The organism is Cupriavidus sp. CER-90 (assembly GCF_057652055.1).
In genome coordinates, this window is the sequence record NZ_JBYGYM010000001.1 from 1450601 (window position 1) to 1472473 (window position 21873).

Consider the following 21873-nt stretch of genomic DNA (forward strand, 5'->3'; position numbering starts at 1 on the left):
GCGGACGCGACATGGTCAGGTCGATCCTCGTGATCTGCATTGGCAACCGGTGCCGCAGCCCGATGGCGGCGGCACTGCTGAGCCGGGCGTTGCCCCACTGCAACGTGCTGTCGGCAGGCCTGGCGCCGCCCGTGGGTGCCACCGCGGACCCGCGCGCGGTGCGCCTGCTGGCCATCGAGGGCGACGACCTCAGCCAGCATCGCGCCCGCGCCGTGGACCAGTCGCTGGTCACCGACGCCGACCTGGTCCTGGTGATGGACGAGGAACAGCGCGACGCGATCGAGACGCTGTACCCGCAGGCGCGCGGCAAGACGCATCGCCTGTGCGAGCAGCAGAAGGCCGATGTGCCGGACCCTTTCGGCGGCTCGCAGAACATGTTTGTCATCGTACTTGGTTTGATCAAGAAGGGTGTTGAATCCTGGTCGGCACGAATCCATGCGGCAGAGCCGGCCCATCGCCACGGAGAGGCATGATGAGTATCGTACGGAATTTCCGGGACACGGCTCCTGATACATGGGAAGACAACGAGAAGCCCATGGACATGACGTCGTACGTCGACGTGCTGGTCCGCTACCGGTGGACGTTCGTGACAGTCGCTGCGACCATCCTCTGTGCGGGGCTGCTGTATGCGTTCCTGGCGCGCCCCGTCTACCGCGCCGACATCGTGGTCCAGGTGGAGGACACCACCCCGGGCAACTCGGCCAGCAAGCTGGCCGCGAACATCTCGCCGGTGTTCGACGCCAAGCCGGCGGCCTCGGCCGAAATCGAACTGCTGCGTTCGCGCATGGTGGTCGGCAAGGCCGTGGACACGCTGCGGCTCGATGTCGAGGCGGTGCCCCGCTACCTGCCGCTGATCGGCGCCGCGATCGCCAGCTACAACAGGGAACTGTCCACCCCCGGCCTGTTCGGCTTTGGCGGCTACGCGTGGGGCAGCGAATCGATCGTGGTCGAGCGTCTGGACGTACCGCCCCAGATGGAAGACCGCCGCATGGTGGTCACGGCGCTGGGCGACGGCAAGTATCGGCTGGCGTTCGCCAGCAGCGACCAGACCGCCGAAGGCGAGGTCGGCCATCCGCTGACGGTGGCCACCGGCAGCGGCTCGGTGACGATCGACATCAGCCGCCTGGACGGCCGTGCCGGCGCGCAGTTCTACGTCCGTCGCGTGCCGCGCGGCATTGCCATCTCCAGCCTGCAGGACCAGCTCATGATCAGCGAGCGCGGCAAGCAGAGCGGCGTGATCGGCGTGGCGCTGGAAGGCACGTCGCCGGCGCGTACCGCGTCGACCCTGAACGAGATCGGCAACGAGTACGTGGAGCAGAACCTGCGCCGCAAGGCGGCCGAGGCCGAGAAATCGGTCAACTTCCTGGAAAGCCAGCTCCCGCAGCTCAAGCAGCAGATGGAGACGGCCGAATCGCGCTACAACGCGATGCGTAACCAGCGCGGCACCATCGACCTCAGCGAGGAATCGAAGCTGATCCTCTCGCAGTCGGTACAGATCCAGACCAAGCTGCAGGAGCTGCGCCAGAAGCGCCAGGAACTGATCGCGCGCTTCACGACCAATCACCCGACCATCGAGATCCTGGACAACCAGATCGCCGGTCTGACCGGGCAGCTGAACGGCGTCACCGGCAAGATCCAGAAGCTGCCGGACGTCGAGCAGAACGTTCTGCGGCTGATGCGGGACCTGAAGGTCAACACCGAGCTCTACCAGTCGCTGCTGAACGACGTGCAGCAGCTGCGGCTGGTCAAGGCCAGCAAGGTCGGCACGGCGCGCCTGATCGACGGCGCCGACGTCCCGCTCAAGCCCGTACGTCCGAACCGCATGCTGATCGGTGCGACGTCCGGTGTGCTGGCCATCGTGCTCGCGCTGATCGTGGTGGCCATCCGCCGCGTGTTCGATGGCGGCGTGACCGATGCCGACGAGATCGAATCGCAATGCGGCATGACCGTGTACGCGACCATCCCGATGAGCGCCCAGCAGGCCCGGCTGTCGCGCGTGAAGAGCGGCGGCGGCGATGTGCTGGCCATCGGCGAGCCCGACGATCCGGCCATCGAAAGCCTGCGTGGCTTCCGGACCGCGCTGCAGTTCGCGCTGCTCGGGGCCCAGCGCAACAACGTCGTGGTGTTCACCGGCCCGGCCCCGGAAGCCGGCAAGTCGTTCCTGAGCGCGAACTTCGCGGTGGTCGCGGCGGCAGCCGGTCGCAAGGTGGTCCTGGTGGATGGCGACCTGCGGCGCGGCGCGTTGAACGAACGCTTCAACGTCACGCGCAAACCCGGCCTGACCGAGGCGCTGACCAGCGCGCGCCTCGACGACGTGATCCAGCGCGACGTGGTGCCGGGACTGGATTTCATCGCCACGGGTGCCGAGCCGCCGCTCGCCGCCGACGTGCTGCAGAGCCCCGTGATGGATAGCCTGCTCGCAGAACTGCGTTCCCGGTACGACCTGGTGCTGATCGACACCCCGCCGGTGCTGGCCGCCGCCGACGCCGGCATCCTGGCGCCGCGAGCCGGTGCGGTGTTCCTGGTGGCACGCGCCGACAAGACCACTGCCGCCGAACTGACCGCCGCGCGCCGCGTGATCGAACAGGCCGGCGGCGAGGTCAAGGGCGTGCTGTTCAACGGCCTCGAGGTGGAAGGGCGCTGGTACCGGTCGCACTACCACTTCGGCAAGTACCGCTACCTGAACCGCTACGGCAGCGAACAGGCAAAACGGGCCTGATCCTGCAAGTCGCCGCCCCGCCTGGGGGGCCCCGAAGGCCGCTTCTGCCGAAGCGGCCTTTTTCATTTGCCGCTGTTTGCGCGCTTTTGACGGGCGGCGGTGAAACGACAAGGCGCCCCTTGGGGCGCCCTGCGGTCATCTTCGGATGTGTTGGGGAACTTGCGGGCCCTCTGGGCCTAGCCGATGTACTCGATCAGGGCGACCGCCTCGGCATTGGCCGGCTGCTCGGTGCCGGCGCCGGGAACCAGGCTCAGCGTGCAGCGCTGGCGCGTACTGCAGCGAAACAGCATGCGTTCGTCGGCCTGTCGGGTGGCCTTCAGCAACGTGGTGGGCGACGACTCGCCCGTCACGATCGAATAGTTGCCGGCGCCGCCGGCCACATCGACGATGACCCGCGTGACGATCGCATTCAGCGGCAGGATCACCGTCGGCGCGCCATCGGCGCGGGCCGGCAGCCGCCCGAAGGCGTTGCGCAGCGATACCACCTTGGTCCTGACCGTCGCCGATGCAGCCACGTTCCAGCCGATCTCGGCGTCGGCATAGACCCCGGCGGCGCTATTGCCCCGGCAGCCCTCGAGCGTCACGACGCGCCTGCGGCCGAGCTGGTTGCCCGACTCGGAGAACATCAATCCCTCGTCCGGATGCGCGAAATTCACGAAGTCGCAGTTGCGGTACACGGCGCGGCCCTGCGCGGTGGGACCCTGGCCCGAGACATACTGGTGCCGCCCCATGATCTGGCAGTTGTCGAACACCACCTGCGCGCCGGCCGTGTTGCCCGGGGCAAACACCGCCGACACCGTGCCTGCCGCGAACTGCTGGTAGCCCTGCGAGCCGAAGTCGCAATCCTTGAAGCCGATATTGCCCTGCTCCCACTCGCAGAACATCACGCCGGCCTGGCGCGACTTCTGCTCCACGCGCAGACCCTCCGCCTTGAACGAGCAGACGCCCATGGCGTGGTTGTTGCCGCGCAGGTTGAACAGGTGGGTCTGCACGGTCGGCTCGTAGCCGCTTACGTCGCAGTCGGTCAGCTTGATGCTGCCGCCGCGATGCATGTCTATCCACGCACTGGAGCACCAGTACTTGCAGTGGTCGAACCAGTAGTTCAGGAACTGGTCGGACGTCCGTTTGTCGCCCACGTACAGGAAGGCCTTCCACTGCCCGGCCCAGGCGCAGCGCCAGAACTTCCACTCGCTGTTGCAGTTGTCGCCCGTCAGGTTGACGCCGTAGCGCCACTGGCCCGTGAACAGGCAGTCGTCGAACGCGTAGTCCTGGGCGCCGCCGCTGCTGACGCTTTCGATCAGGTCGCAGTTGGGGGCATTGCCGTGGAACTGCAGATTGCGCAGGCGCACCACCAGCGCGGCATCCTGGTTGCGGAACAGCGCGCCGTCGCCGCGTGGTTCATAGATGATGACGACGGTGCCGGAAGGGCCGTCCCCTTCGATCATCAGGCCCTGCGCCCTGCCCTGCAGCAGCGCGCTGTCGAACAACGCGCCGGGTCTGGTGAGCCGGTAGGTGCCTGGCGGCACGATGATGCGCCTGCCGCCGATCTGGTTCGAGTTCTCGCCGAACTGTGCCTTGCGTACCTGGCGGGCCATGGTGCGCACCGCGCTGGCGAATGCCGCGTCGGACGGTGTCCTGCCGGTGGGGTCGCATCCGTCGAAGTCGGCAATCGAGACGGCTCGCTCGCGCGAGGCCGGCAGCGCTGATTCGCCGGCCTCGCGCCCGGCGGCCCCGGCGGCGGCGGAGGCGACGCTCGCCCCGGTCAGTACGCCCAGCCGGGCCAGGAAACTGCGTCGAAGATTGGGCATGAAAAGCCTCCGTTGGCAGTGTTGGCGCGGCGCGTGCCTGGCCGCTACTGCGTCAGCAGGAATGACCAGATTGCCGTGCACTCTGGTTCGGATAACGGGTACTGGGGCATCGCCTTGGACAGCATCACGCCGGTGTTGTCGACGCCCTCGCTCACGACGCGGCAGAAGCTGTCGCGGTCATACGCCGACGGCGGCCCGCCGCGTCTGGGTGCCAGCGTGAGCAACGAATCCGCGGTCAGGCGCGGACCGAAGGGCTCGGCGCCCCTGGCCGCGGCGTGGCAGTTGGCACAGCGCGCCGCCGAGTCGGGCAGCGCGCGCTCTTCCCAGCGCAGGCGCGCCGGCGTGCCGGTGGGCACCTGCCCATAGTAGAGCGACCGCCCGAGATCGACGAAGTTGGGCGTGGCGCCCTGTGCCAGCCCGGACAGGGGGCTGCCGACGGCCAGAACGGCCGCCAGCAGCATGGCCGGGCGCATCAGCGCACCCGGATGGTGGCCGCCACGCTGGGCACGCCGGCCGCGTTCATCGCGAACAGCATGTAGTACCCCGGCACGGCCACGCCCGGATCGGCCGGGATCTGCAGCTTGTACTCGCCCGACGTACCCACGGTGAACGTCAGCGGCACGCGGCGCTGTTCGTTGTTGACCGAGTGGGTCACCGACGACATGCGGACCATCGCGAACGACTTCATGCTGGCCGTGGCATTGACCGTGATCGTCGTCCCCAGGTACGCCTCGGTGGGCGCCGACGTGATTGACGGGCGCGTGGCCGAAGTGCCGTCCGCATTGAGCAGGTAAGGCGGCGTCAGGATCTCGACGTTGGCATGGTTGGTCGTGCACGTACCGCACAGCCCGCCACCGCCGCTGAGCACCCGGCCGTCGGGCAGCAGCAACGCCACGCTGTGATACGTGCGCGGCGTCTGCATGGCAGCCAGGCGCGAGAACTTCTCGGTGACAGGGTCCCACAGCTCCGCCACCATGACGGCGCCATCGTCGCTGAACGTCACCGGCCACGCCTGCCCGCCGACCACCACGACCTGGCCATTGGGCAGCACCACGCTGTTGTGGAAGGCGCGCGCGTACGACATCGACGCCACCTTGCGTACCGTGGGCGTGGCGGGCCGGATGTCAATGACGTGGGCGTTGGCGGTGGCGGCGGCGTTCTCGTAGTCGGGCGCACCGCCCACCGTCAGGATGCGGCCAATGTCGTACATCACGGCATTGCCGTTCATCGCGTCGCCATCGGCCGCGCGCGTGCCGACCGGGGTCACCGAACCGTCGCCGGTGGTGTCCACCCAGTTCATCTGCTTGCTGGGGCCGGCGTGGAAGACGCGTCCATTGGCGGCGGCGAAGAGCCAGGCATGGTTGTCCGATCGATAGAGCCCGGCCGTGTCGCCGGTCAGGAAGTAGTCGTCCCAGACGGCACTGTTGAGCCGCCAGCCCGTATTGGCGTGCCAGGTCTCGCCGTCCTTGTCGCCGATGTCGCCGCTCCACGAGCCGCCGACCGTGAACACGCCGCCGTCGGGCAGCGTCACCGCGCCCTGGTAGCCACGCCCCTTGACCATCTCCGCCGCGGCCGTCCAGGCGTTGGTCGAGGGATTGTAGATACTGGTCTTGGTGCTGCTGCTGCCGCCATTGACGAGGATGCGGCCGTCCGGCAGGTTGGCCGTGCCCGGGCAGAACATGTCGTGGCCCGTATTGCTGACCAGCTTCTCGGTCGATGCGCCCGTCGTCGGGTTGAACAGCGCCGTATAGGTCCGGCCGTTGTCGCCGCCGAAGTTGTTGCGCTCATAGGCGGACCACACCAGCACGCGTCCATCGGGCAGGTTCGCCGCGGCCACCGGGATCACGGTCAGCGCCTTTGGTGCGGCCCATTTCGACGGCAATACCGTGGTTTGCGCCACGGTGATGTTCCAGGTCTGCGCCGCGCTGCCGTTACAGGTTTTCTGCACGACCGCCTCACCTTCGACCGCAGACGCCGGCACCAGGCACAGCCCGCTGTGCGCCGCGACGATGGCGTAGCCGCCATTCTGCGCGCGCAGGGTGAAGCGCTGGTTCGTCGCACCGGTGCATTGCCACTGCAGCGCAGGGGCCCCCACGTCGGTGCTGGCGTACTGGATGTCCAGGCACTTGCCGCTATGCTGGGGCGACATCTGGTACTGGCTGCCGAACAGCGTCAGGCCCCACAACTGGTTCAGATCGCCATGGCAGGTCCAGATGATTGCCGGCGCATCGTTGTCCACCACGGCGCCGCTGATATCCATGCAGAAGTTCGTACCGCTGAGCTTGATGGTGGTGGTGGTCTGCGCCTGGGCGGGCGTGGGTGCGGCCCACAGCCAGAGTGCCAGCAGGCACAGGCCCACACACCTCGACAGACGCACCAGCGCACGCGCCGGGTGCGATCCCGGGATGAGATTCATGATGGACTCCCTTGAAGATGTTCTCTTTATTCGTTCGGACGCCTCCGCGTCACGCCCTGGCGAGGAAAGCCATGATCGCGACCACATCCTCGGGCTGTGGCAGCGCCTGACTGCGCCAGCACATCTGCGCCGACGCATTGAAGAAGTAAACCTGGGTAGCATGCTTGTCGAGGTTCTCCGACGGCGGGCGGCCGGCCAGCCTGGAGCGCAGCGCCACGACATCGCCGGAAGGGATCACGCCTTGCCATGCCCGGCCGGCGCCCATCTTCTTCAGCCATGCCTGCATGGCTTGCGGCGAATCGCCCAATGGGTCGATGCTCAGCGACAGCAACTGCATCGGATAGCGGCCTGTCTTGCCGGCCAGCCCGCCCTGCACGGCGCCGAACATGGCGCCCTGCAGCGGGCAAACGGAGCTGCACCCCGTGAACATGGTCTGGAGCGCGGTGACCTTTCCCTGCATCAGCGCATCGAGCCGCCGGCGCTGCCCCGCCGCATCGACGACCCAGGCATCGGGCGCGGGCACGAGCGGTTCCACCGCGCCGGCGCTGACGTGCGCCATGGCGCCCCGCGTCGCAGTCGCCACCACACTGGCGGATAAGGCGCGCATCCACGCGCGGCGAGTCCAGCTCATCAGTACGCTCCCTCCCAGGCATCCGGTCGATCGATGAACCTGACAAGCTCACGTGTGCCAGACCATCCGTGACATCTTGCGATCACACGACCACTCCCTCCGTACGGCAACGCACGAAGCCCCAGGGCGTAAACGGCCAGCATCCGCATGAACGTCTGCGTTGGAAAACACACCGAACGCGCACCGCTGACGTTCCTATACTCGAGCCAGCAGAACCGGGCGCAGCACAACAAGAAAAGGGAGGGCCGCGTGATACCAGAACATCTTCAGGGTGCGCCGAAGGCGTGCCGCGTCGCAGTCATCATTGCCACCAAGGGACGCCCCAAGGCTGTCTCGCGCGTGCTGCGCCTGCTGGAGCAGCAGACCTTGCAGCCGTCGATCGTCGTGGTGTCGGCCAATACCCGGCTGGACGTCGAGGACGTAGCGGCCGGCGAGGACGTTGAGAACGTCGAGGACTCCGCGACGCAGCGCCTGCCCGTGGCGTATGTGTTCGGCCCGGCCGGCCTGCCCGCGCAGCGCAATCGCGGGCTGGAGCGGGTGATGGGCCAAGCCGATATCGTGGTGTTCTTCGATGACGATTTCGTGCCCGCGCCAGGCTGGCTCGCGCGGTGCGCCGAAGCGTTCGCGGCGCGCCCTCGTGTCGTCGGCATGACGGGCGGCGTGGTGGCGGACGGCGTGCGGGGCGATGCCATCGACTGGGACGAAGCCGGCGAACTGCTGGCGGACGACGCCGCGCGCACGCAGCCCATGGGGCTGGTGCCGGTCCAGAAGCTGTATGGCTGCAACATGGCTTATCGCGTCAGCGCCATCGGCGACCTGCGCTTCGACGAGCGGCTGGTGCTGTACGGCTGGCTCGAGGACATGGACTTCTCGCGCGCGATGAACGGCAAGGGCCAGCTGCTACAGGTGCTGTCGGCACGCGGCGTGCATCTGGGCCTGCGCTCCGGCGGCCGCACATCGGGCCGGCGCTTCGGCTTCTCGCAGATCGTCAACGCCTGGTACCTGTACGGCAAGGGTGCGCTGTCGGCGCGCGAGGTCTGGGAAAACACCGCCAGGGCCCTGCTGGCCAATGGCGCCAGGTCGCTGTTCCCCGAGCCGCATATCGACCGGCGCGGACGCCTCGCAGGCAACCTGCTTGGCGTGCGCGAACTGCTGCTGGGACGCTGTCAGCCCGAACGCGGCGGCGAGCTCTGAGCGAATGGCTCGGCGCCGCCCTCGCCACCGCGCGCGCCCTTCTTCCTGGACGGCTTCGGCGATTTCGTTTCCGCCTTCGCCGCGGCCATTCCATGATGGGACGTGCGGGTCGGTTCCGGCTGCCGGCGCGGCGCCGGCGGCGCCACCGGCTTGAACGAAGCCAATGCCTGCGGCATGGTGCGCAGGTGTGCCAGCAGTTGGGCGGCGAACGCTTCGCGGCTTTCGGTAAGGAACAGCGAGTGGTCGAGTAGCGGCATCGTCTGCAGGCGCACATGCCGCAGGCCGTCGATGGCCTCGAAGCGCCGGCCCAGCCCAAGATGCGCCTCGTGCAGGCCCACGTCGCTGGCCCCATAGAGGAACAGCGTGCGCACGCCGCGCCGTTCCAGCGCCATCACGGCGGCGCTGGCGAAGTCCTGCGTGGTCTGGCCGGCCTGGCCCTGCGCGCCCGGCGTTGCCGTCGGAACATCGTGCTCGCGCAGGCGCACGACGATCCTGCGCGCCATCGCCGCCAGCAGCCGCTTGAGGCCGAGCTCTCCACGAAACAGCCTGCGCCAGTTTTCCCACCGGCAGGCCGCGGCCAGATACACGCGCCCTGGCCGCAGACGATCCGACGCGGTGGCCTGGTCGGCGGCATCCCAGCGGAATTTCACCAGGTTGACGAGCATGAGCCCGTTGACGCCCCGGTTTTCCAGCGCGGCGTGTAGGCTCAGGAACGCGCCCGAGCAGATGCCGGCAAGCACGATGCAGCGGAAGCCGCGCCCCCGCAGCCAGTCCACCGCGGCCCCGAGATCGCGCCGGGGCGCGGTGCCGTAGATGGTGTTGAGGTCCATCTGCCGCGCGGCGTGGGGGCTGTCTCCGATCGATGACACATCGAGGCGCAAGGCGGCAATGCCCTGCCGCGCGAGCTGCCGCGACACCGTGACGAACAGCCGGCCATCGCCGACATGGTGATTGCCGCCCGTATTGGGAAAGATCACCGCCGTCGCGGGCCGCGCCGGCGTGGCATCGCGCAGCGGCGGCATGCATAGCACGCCGAACAGCCGCGCGTGGTCGATCCACACCGGCGACTCGACGACGTCCGCCGCGGACAGCACATCGTCGGGAGCGCCGACCGAGCCGGGCGCAAACGCCGCCGGCCGCCTGGGCGGCGCGACCGGCATGCGTGACGTGATCCAGCCGATGACGCATTCCCAGGCGCGCACGGGCACATCGGCAAACTCCGCCGAGCGCATGACGTCGGGATACTCGGCAAACCCTTTCAGCGCGACGTCCGCGCCGGCCTGGCCAAGTCCGCCCGCCAGCGCCGCAACCGGCGACGACGGATCGGGCCAGGCGTCGAGCAGCAGCACACGTGGCAGGGGCAGGCTGGCATCGAGCCTGATCGACTGGATGCCAGCCACCGCGGCAGAAGACAGGCGGAAGCTCAGCACATCCTGCACGCCACCGGGCGGCGGCGGGACATCGAGTTCGGGGATGGCGCTATGGCGCCAGGCGGCGTGCAGCGCGCGCAGTTCCCGCAGGTACAGGCGGCCATCGATGACCGGGGCCAGCATGACCACGCCGGCCAGTTGCGGCACCCGTGCGGCCGCCAGTGCCGCCAGCGAGGCGCCGAGCCGCAGGCCGCACAGCACGACCTGGCTGACCTTGGCCATGCGACGCAACGCAGCGCAGGCGGCCACGATGTCGTCGATGGCCGATGCCACCGGATCGTCTCCATCGTGAAGATCGGCGGCGTCGCCAGTGCCTCGGTAGTCGAACCGCAGTACGGGGAGCCCCGCCTGCGCCATGTCGTCCGACAGATGCCGCCATGCCCGATGCGACCACATCATCTCGTGGCCCTGGGGGGCGCACATCACCACGCCGACATTGCCCTGCGTGCCGTGCAGCCAACCTGCACAGCCGTCAAACATGACCCATTTCATCCACGCGTCTCCTGATAACGCCGACCGGGCAGCCGATGCCGGTACCCGCAGAAACGGGTACGCCAGCACCGGTGGCCGGTTCGATCAGTCGCCGGTTTTTCTTATGCCGCCGGGGTATGACCGATCTGCTTGAGTGAGGGTGCCGTCACCGGCATGCCGAGGTAGGGATTCATGGCGGTGAAGTCCGTGCGGTTGCTGCGCTTGGGCACGACGCCATTGAGAATGCCGCCTAGCAGCGTGGCGTTGGCACGCGCCAGGCGCTTCAGCGATTCATCGACCTGCGAAGGCAGCGTGGTGTCGGCGCGCAGCACGAGCAGCGTCGCGTTCACGCAGTTGGCCACCAGCGCCGCATCCGCGACGGCCATGATCGGCGGGGTGTCGATCATCACCAGGTCGAAGCGCTCCGCGCACGTCTGCAGGGATCTTGCGAACGCGGGGCTCATCAGCAGTTCGGAGGGATTGTCGGGCGGCGCACCGGCCGGCAGCACCGACAGCCCGTTCACGGCCGTCAGCTGCACGGCATCGGGCAGCGACGCACGGCCGGACAGCACGTCGGCCAGGCCGGGCCCGGTATGCAGGTCCATCCAGTTCGCCACCTTGCCACGCCGCAGGTCGGCATCGATCAGCAATACCCGCTGGCCGGCTTCGGCGAACAGCACGGCGAGATTGACCGACGCGAACGTCTTGCCGGCGCCGGCCGTGGGGCTGGTGACGGCCACCACGCGTTGCGGTGTGTCGCGCAGCGAGAAATGCAGCGCGGCGCGGACGTTGCGCAGGCCTTCCACGGCCATCGAATGCGGGGCGTTGCGCGCCAGCAGGAACTGGTCGTGCAGCCCGAGCCTGAGCAGGCGTTCGGCGCCGTCGATATCGTCGTCCGCGCGCTCGGCCAGTTCGTCCGGATCGACCAGCGCGTGACCCGACTGCGGTGACTGCTGCGATTGCTGCGCCAGCAGCCCCGCCACCTCGCCGTCCGGCCAGGCAGACCTGGCTCGCGCGTCGACCAGCCGCTCCAGTTCCACCTGCTCCTGGCTGAACACGATGTCGCCGAGCATCGCCAGGCCCAGGCGTGCCTCGGCCTCGTTGACGTTGTCGAGCGTGGGCCGCACGCGCTGGCGCACCGCCACGCATGCCATCGCCAGGCAGAGCCCCATCAGCGCGCCGGCGATGGTGGCCGGCCACGGACCCAGCCCGACCGGCCGCATCGGCAGCAGCGCGCTGTCCAGCACCCGGACCTGTCCGGTGCGGTCCAGTTGCAGCAGCGACAGCTGTTCGGCCTTGTTGCGCAGGGTCATGTACATGTCCTCGGCCACCTTGACGTCACGCGTCAGTGCCACGGACTCCCGTTCGGTCGACGACAGGTTCTGATAGCGCGAATCCATGTCCTTGCGTTCGCGCATCAGCTGCTGGATCTGGTTGTCGACGGTCTTGACCTCGTTGGCCTCCTCCGTGAAACGCTGCAGCAACTTCATGCGTTCGAGCTTCAGCACGGCAATCTGGCGCTGGTAGTCCATGCTGCCGGTCAGGTACGACTGTGCGTCCTGGGTTGGTGCGATAGACCCCGCCTTGGAGCGGTATTTCGTCAGCGCCGTCTCGGCACGCTCCAGCTCGGCCTTGACGCGCGGGATCTCGCCGGACAGGAAAGCCAGCGTCGCGGCGGTGTCGTCGCGGCGCTGCATCGCCTGTTTGCCGATGAACGACTCGGTAATGCCGTTGACCAGCGCCGCTACGGCCGTGCGGTCGGCATTGCGCCAGGCGATGCTGACGGTGCCGGCGTCGCCCGGCTGCATGTCGATGCGCAGCCCGTTGGCCACGGCGTCGACGGTCTGCACGAGATCATGGCGCGTGACCACGAACCGGGTGCCCGGGCGCGCGTCGATGCGCGCGACCTGCATCGCCACGCCGTTGGCCTCCGCCGGGTTTCCCACGCGGCCGGTCAGCAGTTCGGTGTCCTGGTCATAGAGCCGGTAGGCGCCATTGGGCAGCACCTGCAGCGTCAGCGGCACGTTCAGCAGCCGTTCGGGCACGGCCAGCCGCTCCACGGACAGCTGCTCCCCACCCCAGGCATAGCCAAGGCTCTCCGGCCACGGCCCGGACAACTGCCCCGGCGTGGCGAAGTGAGCGGCCAGCCCGCCGATCAGCGGCGCGCGCAGCGGCCGGGCCGAGATATCGAGATGAAGGCGCTCGACCACGGGCGCCACCACGGTGCGGCTGCGCAGCAGGCCGACATCGAATGGCATCGGCGTCGCCGTCATGCTCAGCGCGTTGGTGCGCGCGGTGGCCGCGTTGTCGCGCGGCTGCTGCACCTGCACGAGCGCGCTGGCACTGTACTCATGGGGCTGCGATACCGCGAAGACCCATGCGATGGCGCCGCCCGCCAGACCCGCGCCGAGAATCCATCCGGCACGATCGAGCATCGCACGCCACGGGTTGCCGCCCGCTTGCGCCGCTGTTGCCGGCGCGGCCGGCGCGGCCCCGGCCGCAAAAGACATGTTGGTCACAACGTCCCCCTATTGCTTCGAATGCCCGCCGGCGCCTGCCGGCGCGCAACGCTACTTGCGGCCGTAGTTGTCATCGAACCGTACGATGTCGTCCTCGCCCAGATACGAACCCGATTGCACCTCGATGATCTCCAGCGGCGTCTTGCCCGGGTTCTCCAGGCGGTGCTGCGTGCCGATGGGGATATACGTGGACTGGTTCTCCGACAGGATGCTCACCGTATCGCCACAGGTCACGCGCGCGGTCCCGCGCACCACGACCCAATGCTCGGCGCGGTGGTAGTGCATCTGCAGCGACAGGCTGGCGCCCGGTTCGACCACGATCCGCTTGACCTGGAAGCGGTCGCCGTGATCGATCGAGTCGTAGCAGCCCCACGGCCGCTGCACCTTGCGATGGTTCACCACCTCGCTGCCATGCTCGGCACGCAGGCGTTGCACCACGTTCTTCACGTCCTGGACGTGCGCCTTGTCGACCACCAGCACCGCGTCGGCCGTCTCCACCACCACCACGTCCTGCACGCCCACGCAGGCGATCAGGCGGCCTTCGGAATGCGCCAGGCACGACGAGGCGCCGTCGAACACCACCCGCCCGCGCGCCACGTTGCCGGAAGCATCCTTCTCGGCGATGTCCCAGATCGCCGCCCACGATCCCACGTCGGACCAGCCGGGGTCCATCGGCACCAGCATGGCCGGCACGTCTGGCAGCGCCTCGATCTTCTCCATGACCGCATAGTCGATGGAATCGGACGGGCAGGCCTCGAAGGCTTCCTTGCACAGGCACAGCGCATCGCCCTTGGCCGCGCGCTGCGCCTGGTCGTAGGCGGCCTGGCATTGGCGCATCATGTCGGGCTGCAGTTGCGCCAGCGCGCGCAGCCATACCGAGGCCCGCACCACGTAGACGCCGCTGTTCCACCAGTAGTCGCCCGATTCCACATAGGCGGTGGCCAGTTCCAGGTGCGGCTTCTCGACGAAGCGCTCCAGCGTCAGCGCGCCTTCCTGCGACAGCTTGCCCGTGCGGATGTAGCCAAAGCCGGTTTCCGGCGTGCTGGGCCGCACGCCGAGCGTCACGATCGCGCCACGGTCGGCATGGCGCACGGCCACGGCCAGCGCGGCGCGGAACGCTTCGGTGTCGAGCACCGCGTGATCCGCCGGCGTGGCCACCATCACGACATCGCCCGCTTCGCCGGCATTCGCGATGGCATGCAGCGCGGCCATGGTCAGTGCGGGCGCGGTGTTGCGTCCGCAGGGCTCGGCCACGATGTGCGCCGGCTTGCCCGAGCGTTTCATCATCGCCGCGATCATGAAGCGATGCTCCTCGCCGCAGACGACGATCTGTGGCGCCTCGACGCCCGACGGCCGTCCCGCCATCAACGCGATGCCTTCGAGACGGCGCGCGGTGGCTTCCAGCAGGGTGTTCTCCGCCACCAGGTTCAGCAGCTGCTTGGGATGCTGCTCGCGCGACAACGGCCAGAGCCGGGTACCGGCGCCGCCCGCCAGGATGACCGGCTGGATCGCGGCCAGCCGCGCTGGCGCCGCGGAGGCTCCCGGACTGGCGGCTTCCACCATGGTGGGGACGGGGGCGGAGGGAACATTGCTCCCTCGGGTCGGAATTCTCATCATGCCTCCTGCTTGGGACTGTCCGTTTGCGGCTCGCATTCGGGATGACCCGGGCAACCTGTGCTGTCGCGACAGGCGCCTCGGGCAAGCATCCACGCTACGCGCCAGAGTGGATGGAGCCAGTGTAGGAAGCTGCTCTGGCACGGCTCTGTTCGATTCCGCACATGCTCGACCCGGCACCGTACGCGTTGCCCGACAACGCCGGCTTTGTTGGAAAACGTACCGATTTGCCGAGGCCGAACGGCTCCAATTCGGTGGACCGCGCTTCCCGCATGGCCGGCCTGGCGCCGTTGCCGCCCCAACCCGGAGAACTGAAACAGATGGTTCAAAGCACAGCGAATGCCCCGGAGTCGGCGACGCCCGACCCGGCGGCCGCCCGCCCCATCGTGGCGCCCCAGCGCCTGCTGCATGGCGAATCGGCGATCTGGCCGGAATCGAACTGCTACATGGACCTGTGGATCGAACTGCTGTATGGCTGGCACCTCGACCCGCGTGCGGCGCTGCCGTTCACCGTGGCACAGGATTTCGAGGGCGACCATTTCACCTTCTTCAAGTATCCGCAGGCCGATCTCGAACAGCTGTATGGCACGGTGGTGCAGGAGTGCGCCGTCTACGACACGCTCGAAGCGCACGTGGCCGAGCAGGTGTCGCGCGGCAAGACCATGCTGGTGGAAGTGGACAGCTTCTACCTGCCCGACACGCGCGCCACGGCCTACCGTGCGAATCATGTGAAGACGACGGTGGCGATCGACGGCATCGACACGGCGCGGCAAACCATGTCCTACTATCATGGCCTGGGCCACTACAGCGTCGATGGCGACGACTATCGCGGCCTGATGCGGCTCACGCCAGACCTGCGCGACAACGGCAATATCCTGTTCCCGTACGTCGAGTCCGCCGCGCGCGTGCGTCCGGCGCTGCAGGGACGCGAGCTGGCCAACGCGGTGGCACGGCTGATGCGCAGACACCTGGGCCGGCGCCCGGCGCAAAGTCCCATCGTGCGGTGGCGTGCCGAGTTTCCCGCGCACGTCGACAAGATCCTGGCGCGTGGCGACGCGTACTTCCACCACTACGGTTTCAATCTTCCCCGCCAGCTCGGCGCCAACTTCGAGATGCTGCAGCATTGCCTGAACTGGCTCGACGAGCATGGCTACCGCGTCCCGGCGGCCCTGCGCGCGCTGCCCGGCACCATCGCGGCCGAATGCAAGGTGCTGCAGTTCCGCCTGGCGCGCGCCGCGGCACGCGCGCGGCCCGACCCCTGCACCGAGTGCCTCGACACGCTCGAATCGGCCTACGACATGACGATGGCGGGCCTGGTGTCGTCGTTCGGCAGCACGGACCCCGCGCACGGCTGAAGCCCGCCAGCGCATGCCACAAGTACTGGACGCCATCGCCACGCGGCGGGTGGCATCCGGTGCATGCGGCATGGGCGCCGCGGTCAGACCTGTGCCAGCGTCAGGGCCGGCAGCAGGCGATCGTATTCGCGCTTGACCAGCTTGTAGCACTCGCACGAATGATGCTCCAGGCCGCAGCGGTCCAGCACGGTGATATGGCCGCGGCTGTGGTGGATCAGGCCCAGGTCTTCCAGCTTGCCGGCCGCTTCCGTGACGCCCTCGCGGCGTACGCCGAGCATGTTGGCGATGACCTGCTGCGTGATTACCAGTTCGTTCGAGTTCATGCGGTCGATGGCCAGCAGCAGCCAGCGGCACAGCTGCTTGTTCAGCGAGTGATGGCGGTTGCAGGCAGCCGTCTGGGCGATCTGCGTGAGCACGGCCTGCACATAGAGCAGCGTCACGCGCTGCAGCGCCGGCAACTGGGCCAGCTCCGCACGCAGCACACGTGCCGGAATGCGGTAGGCGAAGCCGGGGCTGCGCACCTCCACGCGGCTCGGCATCGTGTCGCCGCCGGTCACCACCGGGATGCCCACCAGTCCTTCGTTGCCAACCGCGGCGAATTCCACCGTGGCGCCGTCTTCCAGCAACGACAGCAGCGAGACCACCGACGTGGTGGGAAAGTACACGTGGACGATGCGCTGGCCCGAGTCGGTCAGCAGCTCCCCTGCACGCAGGCGGACGAGTTCGAAGTGGCGCGACAACGCGTCCCATTCACGACGCGGGAGTGCATTGAGCAGATGATTGACATGCAGGTCCGACCGTTGCGTAATCATTTCTTCCTCCGTGTGACCCCGGAGCAATGACGTCGGAACGCCGCAGTACCTGCGAGACGCGTGACCCGACATCGCCGCTCCGCTCTTCTATTAGCAAGCTTGCTGGCGAATGCCCGGCGGCCCTGAGGCCGCCACCCGTGAACCCTGCCGGAGCGTGTTGCCGTGGGTGCTCCGGTTTCGTCTTCGTTGTTGGCTGTATTAAGTGCCATGGAGCACAGAACTGACAGTAGGCAGACGGATAGGTCAGGGCGTCATCCTTGGGTAGGTTGGATGTAGGAAAACGGGTGAGGCGTGGCGGCGGCTGCACGGGCGTGCATACCATCCGGCGGGAGGGGGGAAATGTGTCCTGCCGCGCCAGAAGCGGCCTGGCGGGCAGGTGGAGAAGGATGAGTTCAGCCGTCGTAGCTGACGGAGCGAGACGCGTTCAAGGCAGATACTTCACCCGAAGGGATGGCTCCCGCCCGGGTGGCATCCGCCCCATCGTGCATCAGGCGGATACGGCGCGACTCCCCGGGCCCCAGGTGGAACCAGTTGGTTTCAGGCAACCAGGCGTAATCGTCGACATGAACCCACCGCGCAAAGCGGCGGGCGCTGACGGTCAGCCACCAGACGCCGTCCTCGCACGCCACGCTGGCGGCCAGGCCCGGGTCCAGCAGCGCGTCGGCGCGGCGGTCCGGCAGGTACGCCGCCTGGCTCAGCAAGAGGCTCGCCGGCGGGTCGGCAGCGGCATCGGGCGACGCGTCGTGCAGCGTGGCCAGCACCACGTCATGGGCGGGCGGTCCGAACCGGTAGGCGTAGGTGAAATCGAAAAAGTGATCGAGCAGTTCCGCCGCCACCAGACGCCGGGTCTCGCGCGGCGCCAGCGTCAGCGTCTGGTCGGCCTGCGCGGCCACGGCCTCGCCGTCGCGCAGGCAACGCAGTGCCAGCCGCACCGTGCGCGGCGCCGCGGTCTCGTTGACCAGATGGATGTGGAGCCCGTTGAGCCCCTCATCCGTCAGGATGACCTGCAGCGGCTGCCAGACCTGGCGTAGCGCATGCCAGGCGGATTTGGGCCGCGCATAGGCATCGACGATGCCCCATCCCGCCCCGGGCAGCAGATCCTGCAATTGCCAGACCAGCCCGCCCCGACAGGTGGAGCCGGCGCGGCGCCATTCGCCGAACACGTCGGTCATGATCTCCGCCACCACGGCGCGCGACAGCTGCAGGTAGCGCGCCGGCCGTTCGTACCGCAGGCGCGGCGGATCGACGTCGAACAGCGCGCGCAGGTAGAAGTCGCGGATGTCCTCGAAATCCCAGCCGGCGCCGGCATCGCGCGGCACGCGCGCCTTCCAGCGCGGATCGTGGTACGGCTGCGACATGGCCGCATCGGCCAGCGTGCGCGTGCATGGCACGTTGGCAAAGGCCAGGCATTCCGAGGTGAAACGGACATTGGCCAGGCGCGCATCGCTGAGCGGACGCTGGTAGGCGCCCACGCCGTAGTAGTGCGACACGCCGGTATCGGCCTGGAACGGCCAGGCGCCTTCGCTCGGCGAATTGCGCACGTAGATCACATCGGGCCGATGCTCGGCCACCAGCCCCGGAATCAGTGTGTCGAACAGCGGCTGGCGCCATGCGCCGCGCGGCACGCCCATCATCGCCGCCTGCTGTTCGGCCTCGCTGCCGCCGCAGAGCACGGCCAGGCTGGGGTGGGCGCCAGACGAGGCGAGCCATTGCGAAACTTCGCGCCGCGCATCGTCCATCCACGCCGCCCCGGTGTCGCCGCCATAGTCGAAGTTGGCGAACATGAAGTCCTGCCACACCAGCAGGCCCAGTGCGTCGCACTGCCGATAGAACGATTCGCCCGGGTAACAGGTCACGCCGCTGACGCGCACCATGTTGGCCCCGGCATCGCGCGCCAGCCGCAGCCAGCGGGCCACGGCCTCGTCGGTGTCCGCCAGGCCAGGCAGGTCATGGCTGGACACGCACGCGCCCCGGCAGAACACGCGCTCGCCGTTGACGCGCAGCCCGAACGCGCCCGGCTCGCCATCGCGGTCCTCGGTAATTGTGCGGAAGCCGACATTGCCGCAAGCCAGGACGTGGCCGTCCATGCTCGCGTCCACGCGATACAGTGCCGGGTCGCCGTGGGTATGCGGCCACCAGCGCCGTGCGTCGGGTATGCGCAGCGTGCCCGCCAGCGTGTGCGGGCCGGTGCGATGCAGATCGCCACGCCAGATGGCATGGTCGGGGCCAATGGCCGAGAACGCACCGTGCGCGGGCGCGGCGCCCGGAAAATGGAGCTGCAGGTCCACCACGCCCTCGGTGCCGTCGATCCGCCCCGACATCTCGGCGCGTACGCCATGCGTGGGATCGGTACCGAGCGGGTCCAGCAATTCGATGTCGCGCCACGGCCCCACCGCGTGCACCGGCGGGCACCAGCCGGGCATGTGCCCGAGCAGCGTGGTACGCACGGTACGCAGCGACGGCGGCTGGATCATGCGCGGCTTCCAGCGTACGGGCCCGCGCTGCGTGCGCAGCCACGGATACAGCGCGCGAAAACAGATATGGAGCACGTTGTCGTCGCCAGCCAGCTCCACCTCCACCTGGTGCGCGGCGAACATGTGGCGCGTGGTCAGTACGTGCCGGCCGTTGAGCCAGACCTCGGCAATCGTCGCCAGGCCGTTGAAGCGCAGCAGGCGGCGGCCGCTGCCCGCGAAATGCAGCCGATACCAGTAATCGTGCTGGTGCAGCGGTGGCGGCGATGCATCGTCCCAGCGCCCGGCCGCGCCCAGCGCGCTGGCCACCGTACCGGGCACCGTTGCGGGCAGCCAGTGCCCGGTCTCCGACAGTTCGCCCGGATGGGCGGCCGCGTTGGCGAAGGTTTCGAGGAAGGTCCAGTCGCCTTCCAGACGCGCCCGGCCCACGGCCACACCGGGCCGCAAGATGGGCAGGAGCGCCGGTTCCGGATCGCGAGCGGTCATGTGACGGTTTCTCCGAAGTGGGCCGCCAGCGCCGGAACCGTTCCCTGGTAGGCCAGCTCGAGCTGCTCCAGGCAGTCCTCGCAGCTGTCGGCCTTGTGGCTGATCACCGCCCGCATCAGGCGGAACTGCATCACCATGGCCTCGGACGCCATCGTGTAGCACGCCTCGGCCACCGAGTCGGGCAACGTCTCTCCCTGCATGACCAGCCATCGCACATAGCGACCGAGCAGCTCGAAGTTCGCGCCAAGCTGGCGCAGCACGCTGGCCGCGTAGATCTGGAAGTTCGGCTCGCCGCGCGCCATCAGTTGTTCCAGATGCGCCGGAAACGCGGCCCGGAACGCCTGGATCGGATTCTCCCGCGGGCGCCGCGCCAGATGGCCGCGCAGCAGATCCAGCGACGCGCGCTGCAGCGCATCCTCGGTCAGCCCCGGAAAGCGCCGGCGCACCACCTGGGCTTGCGGAAACGTGGCCACGCCCCACATCGTTTCATGGGCCGGCATGCGGAAGATCGCCAGGTAGTCGTCGCCACTCGCCGTGTGATAGCCGTCATGGTGGTAGTAGCCCACCGCGGTGGCCTCCGGCACCAGTACATCGATCGCGATGCACGCCCGCGCGTGCTGCCGGCGATAGGCGCCCGCCGGCTGCGGCAGCTGGAAGCTGTCCACCTCCAGCAGGACCGCGTTGCCGCGATTGGTCTGCGCGGCCACATGCGATTCCAGCCGGCCGTAGGTCGACAGTTCGTCCTTGACGATGCCGTACAGGCGCTCCAGGTCTATCGACGGGATGTTCGAGGACGTGAACTGGTCGCCCTCGAAGTCGAGCGTGACGGTGAACGGCAAGGCGGCAATGGGTTCGAAGTCCCATCCATGCAACAGTTCGACCCACAGGTCGATATGGCGGTTCGCATGCGACCACACCGGATTGCCACCGTGCAGCGCATGCGCGCCGCCGCGCGCGCGTACCGCCTTGCCGTCTCCGTACATTTACACGCCTCCCAGCGTCTCGCGCACCGCTTGCGGCCACTGTGCGGGGTCCAGCCCGTGGTGCTTGAGCAGCGCCAGCGTCAGCCGCTCGATGCCAAAGCCCACGCAGCCCGTGTGGGCCACACCGCCATCGGCCAGGCCGATGTGCCACAGCGCCCCGAAATGGTCCATGTGGTAGTTGAAACTCATGCACGCGGTGGGTGGCGCGCCGTCGTTGACCGGAATCAGCAGTTCGAACTTGAGCTTCAGCTCGCGCTGGCTGTCGGCCACGATCTTGCCGCCGCGGCCGAAGAACGGGTCGTTGGCCACATCCACCTCCACGGGCAACTGCAGTGCCTCGGCCAGTGCCTGGCCGCGCTCCATCCACAGCTGGCGGAACGCCACGATGCGCTCGGCCGACCCCAGGCACACGTACTCGCGCTGCCGGAACAACTGCATGCGCGTGGGCTCCAGCGACGGCTCGTGCCGGTAGCAATACGACAGCACGTCCACCACCTTGCCGTCCGGCGGCAGCGGGCCGCGTCTGGCCACGACCGGATAGATCGGATAGCAGGCGGCCGGCGTCAGCACCACGCCCGTGAATGCTTGCTGGTCGGTCCAGTCTTCCTTGTCTTCCAGGCGCGCCAGCAGCCGGCGGTGCGCGCGGTCGTCGCCGCAGAAGCTGTGAATCGTGCCGGCCAGTTGCGGAAAGTTCTTCAGGTATTCGCTGGCTTCGAAATCCTGCTGCCCCAGCGCCGGCGGAAAGCGCAGCACTTCGGCGCGCTGGTCGGCGCCGATCCGCGTGATGGCCACGTTCAGGCCGTCGGAAATCGCCTCGAACTGCGCGCTGCGGCCATACAGGCCCTTGACGCCGGTTTCGATCAGCAGGCCGGCAGCCAGCAACTGCTGCAGATAGGTGGGTGCGGCGGTCAGTCCGCCGGCGCCGCCTCCTGCGACGGCGTCGGTCAGTGCGTGGGCATCCATC

Annotated in this window: 15 protein-coding genes; 4 read left to right on the forward strand and 11 right to left on the reverse strand. The window is 68.3% G+C overall.

All coding sequences use genetic code 11. The features are described from left to right. The first annotated feature begins 11 nt into the window (after positions 1 to 11). Together AC24R4_RS06585 and AC24R4_RS06590 are read left to right on the forward strand one after the other, a co-directional pair. Entirely contained in the window at positions 12 to 473 is a 462-nt protein-coding gene (locus AC24R4_RS06585; RefSeq protein ID WP_153948729.1) for a low molecular weight protein-tyrosine-phosphatase, read from the forward strand. Next, positions 473 to 2719, forward strand: coding sequence for a polysaccharide biosynthesis tyrosine autokinase (locus tag AC24R4_RS06590; protein ID WP_487522994.1), 2247 nt, complete (start codon positions 473 to 475; stop codon positions 2717 to 2719). The genes AC24R4_RS06585 and AC24R4_RS06590 overlap by 1 nt, the downstream gene beginning before the upstream one ends. A gap of 176 nt (positions 2720 to 2895) precedes the next feature. Here the strand turns inward: AC24R4_RS06590 and AC24R4_RS06595 are convergent, their stop codons facing one another. From AC24R4_RS06595 to AC24R4_RS06610, 4 genes are read right to left on the reverse strand one after another with little or no spacing between them, the layout of a single operon-like run. Continuing rightward, positions 2896 to 4527, reverse strand: coding sequence for a hypothetical protein (locus AC24R4_RS06595; protein WP_487522538.1), 1632 nt, complete (start codon positions 4525 to 4527; stop codon positions 2896 to 2898). 44 nt (positions 4528 to 4571) lie between these two features. Further along, complete coding sequence (locus AC24R4_RS06600) at positions 4572 to 5000, reverse strand: hypothetical protein (protein WP_487522539.1); 429 nt, start codon at positions 4998 to 5000, stop codon at positions 4572 to 4574. Further along, positions 5000 to 6943 carry an RICIN domain-containing protein gene (locus AC24R4_RS06605; RefSeq protein WP_487522540.1) on the reverse strand — a complete coding sequence of 648 codons (1944 nt, stop codon included), beginning with the start codon at positions 6941 to 6943 and terminating at the stop codon, positions 5000 to 5002. Before AC24R4_RS06605 ends, AC24R4_RS06600 begins: the two co-directional genes overlap by 1 nt. 49 nt (positions 6944 to 6992) lie before the next feature. Next, positions 6993 to 7574, reverse strand: coding sequence for an SCO family protein (locus AC24R4_RS06610; protein ID WP_487522541.1), 582 nt, complete (start codon positions 7572 to 7574; stop codon positions 6993 to 6995). Between the two features lie 147 nt (positions 7575 to 7721). On the opposite strand from AC24R4_RS06610, the gene AC24R4_RS06615 reads away from it, so the two are divergent. Then, on the forward strand, positions 7722 to 8768 hold the full coding sequence (locus AC24R4_RS06615; protein WP_487522542.1) for a glycosyltransferase family 2 protein: 1047 nt from the start codon (positions 7722 to 7724) through the stop codon (positions 8766 to 8768). On the opposite strand, the gene AC24R4_RS06620 is transcribed toward AC24R4_RS06615, so the two are convergent. The 3 genes from AC24R4_RS06620 to AC24R4_RS06630 form a co-directional block, all read right to left on the reverse strand. Beyond that, complete coding sequence (locus tag AC24R4_RS06620; protein ID WP_487522543.1) at positions 8741 to 10690, reverse strand: serine aminopeptidase domain-containing protein; 1950 nt, start codon at positions 10688 to 10690, stop codon at positions 8741 to 8743. The genes AC24R4_RS06615 and AC24R4_RS06620 overlap by 28 nt on opposite strands. Before the next feature lie 101 nt (positions 10691 to 10791). Further along, positions 10792 to 13179 (reverse strand): polysaccharide biosynthesis tyrosine autokinase, encoded by a 2388-nt coding sequence (locus AC24R4_RS06625; RefSeq protein WP_487522544.1) that lies wholly within the window; start codon positions 13177 to 13179, stop codon positions 10792 to 10794. Between the two features lie 60 nt (positions 13180 to 13239). Beyond that, complete coding sequence (locus AC24R4_RS06630) at positions 13240 to 14751, reverse strand: mannose-1-phosphate guanylyltransferase/mannose-6-phosphate isomerase (protein ID WP_400395953.1); 1512 nt, start codon at positions 14749 to 14751, stop codon at positions 13240 to 13242. Positions 14752 to 15122: 371 nt separating this feature from the next. Between AC24R4_RS06630 and AC24R4_RS06635 the strand changes: the two genes are divergently transcribed. Next, on the forward strand, positions 15123 to 16157 hold the full coding sequence (locus AC24R4_RS06635) for a DUF1839 family protein (RefSeq protein WP_487522545.1): 1035 nt from the start codon (positions 15123 to 15125) through the stop codon (positions 16155 to 16157). 83 nt (positions 16158 to 16240) lie between these two features. On the opposite strand, the gene AC24R4_RS06640 is transcribed toward AC24R4_RS06635, so the two are convergent. The 4 genes from AC24R4_RS06640 to AC24R4_RS06655 all read right to left on the reverse strand — a co-directional run bounded on the left by AC24R4_RS06640 (position 16241) and on the right by AC24R4_RS06655 (position 21872). Continuing rightward, entirely contained in the window at positions 16241 to 16969 is a 729-nt protein-coding gene (locus AC24R4_RS06640) for a Crp/Fnr family transcriptional regulator (RefSeq protein ID WP_400397499.1), read from the reverse strand. Positions 16970 to 17361: 392 nt separating this feature from the next. Beyond that, positions 17362 to 19926, reverse strand: a complete 2565-nt coding sequence (locus AC24R4_RS06645; protein WP_487522546.1) for a glycoside hydrolase family 2 protein — start codon at positions 19924 to 19926, stop codon at positions 17362 to 17364. Further along, the gene (locus tag AC24R4_RS06650) at positions 19923 to 20909 is read right to left on the reverse strand and encodes a DUF1839 family protein (RefSeq protein WP_400394271.1); all 987 of its coding nucleotides are present in this window, start codon (positions 20907 to 20909) and stop codon (positions 19923 to 19925) included. The genes AC24R4_RS06645 and AC24R4_RS06650 overlap by 4 nt, the downstream gene beginning before the upstream one ends. After that, positions 20910 to 21872, reverse strand: a complete 963-nt coding sequence (locus tag AC24R4_RS06655) for an amino acid--[acyl-carrier-protein] ligase (protein ID WP_400394273.1) — start codon at positions 21870 to 21872, stop codon at positions 20910 to 20912. Position 21873: the final 1 nt, after the last annotated feature.

Coding starts and splice junctions, on each gene's coding strand:
- AC24R4_RS06585 (WP_153948729.1), top strand. CDS start 12: ATGGTCAGGTCGATCCTCGTGATCTGCATTGGCAACCGGTGCCGCAGC.
- AC24R4_RS06590 (WP_487522994.1), top strand. CDS start 473: ATGAGTATCGTACGGAATTTCCGGGACACGGCTCCTGATACATGGGAA.
- AC24R4_RS06595 (WP_487522538.1), bottom strand. CDS start 4,527: ATGCCCAATCTTCGACGCAGTTTCCTGGCCCGGCTGGGCGTACTGACC.
- AC24R4_RS06600 (WP_487522539.1), bottom strand. CDS start 5,000: ATGCGCCCGGCCATGCTGCTGGCGGCCGTTCTGGCCGTCGGCAGCCCC.
- AC24R4_RS06605 (WP_487522540.1), bottom strand. CDS start 6,943: ATGAATCTCATCCCGGGATCGCACCCGGCGCGTGCGCTGGTGCGTCTG.
- AC24R4_RS06610 (WP_487522541.1), bottom strand. CDS start 7,574: ATGAGCTGGACTCGCCGCGCGTGGATGCGCGCCTTATCCGCCAGTGTG.
- AC24R4_RS06615 (WP_487522542.1), top strand. CDS start 7,722: ATGAACGTCTGCGTTGGAAAACACACCGAACGCGCACCGCTGACGTTC.
- AC24R4_RS06620 (WP_487522543.1), bottom strand. CDS start 10,690: ATGAAATGGGTCATGTTTGACGGCTGTGCAGGTTGGCTGCACGGCACG.
- AC24R4_RS06625 (WP_487522544.1), bottom strand. CDS start 13,179: ATGTCTTTTGCGGCCGGGGCCGCGCCGGCCGCGCCGGCAACAGCGGCG.
- AC24R4_RS06630 (WP_400395953.1), bottom strand. CDS start 14,751: ATGGTGGAAGCCGCCAGTCCGGGAGCCTCCGCGGCGCCAGCGCGGCTG.
- AC24R4_RS06635 (WP_487522545.1), top strand. CDS start 15,123: ATGGTTCAAAGCACAGCGAATGCCCCGGAGTCGGCGACGCCCGACCCG.
- AC24R4_RS06640 (WP_400397499.1), bottom strand. CDS start 16,969: ATGATTACGCAACGGTCGGACCTGCATGTCAATCATCTGCTCAATGCA.
- AC24R4_RS06645 (WP_487522546.1), bottom strand. CDS start 19,926: ATGACCGCTCGCGATCCGGAACCGGCGCTCCTGCCCATCTTGCGGCCC.
- AC24R4_RS06650 (WP_400394271.1), bottom strand. CDS start 20,909: ATGTACGGAGACGGCAAGGCGGTACGCGCGCGCGGCGGCGCGCATGCG.
- AC24R4_RS06655 (WP_400394273.1), bottom strand. CDS start 21,872: ATGGATGCCCACGCACTGACCGACGCCGTCGCAGGAGGCGGCGCCGGC.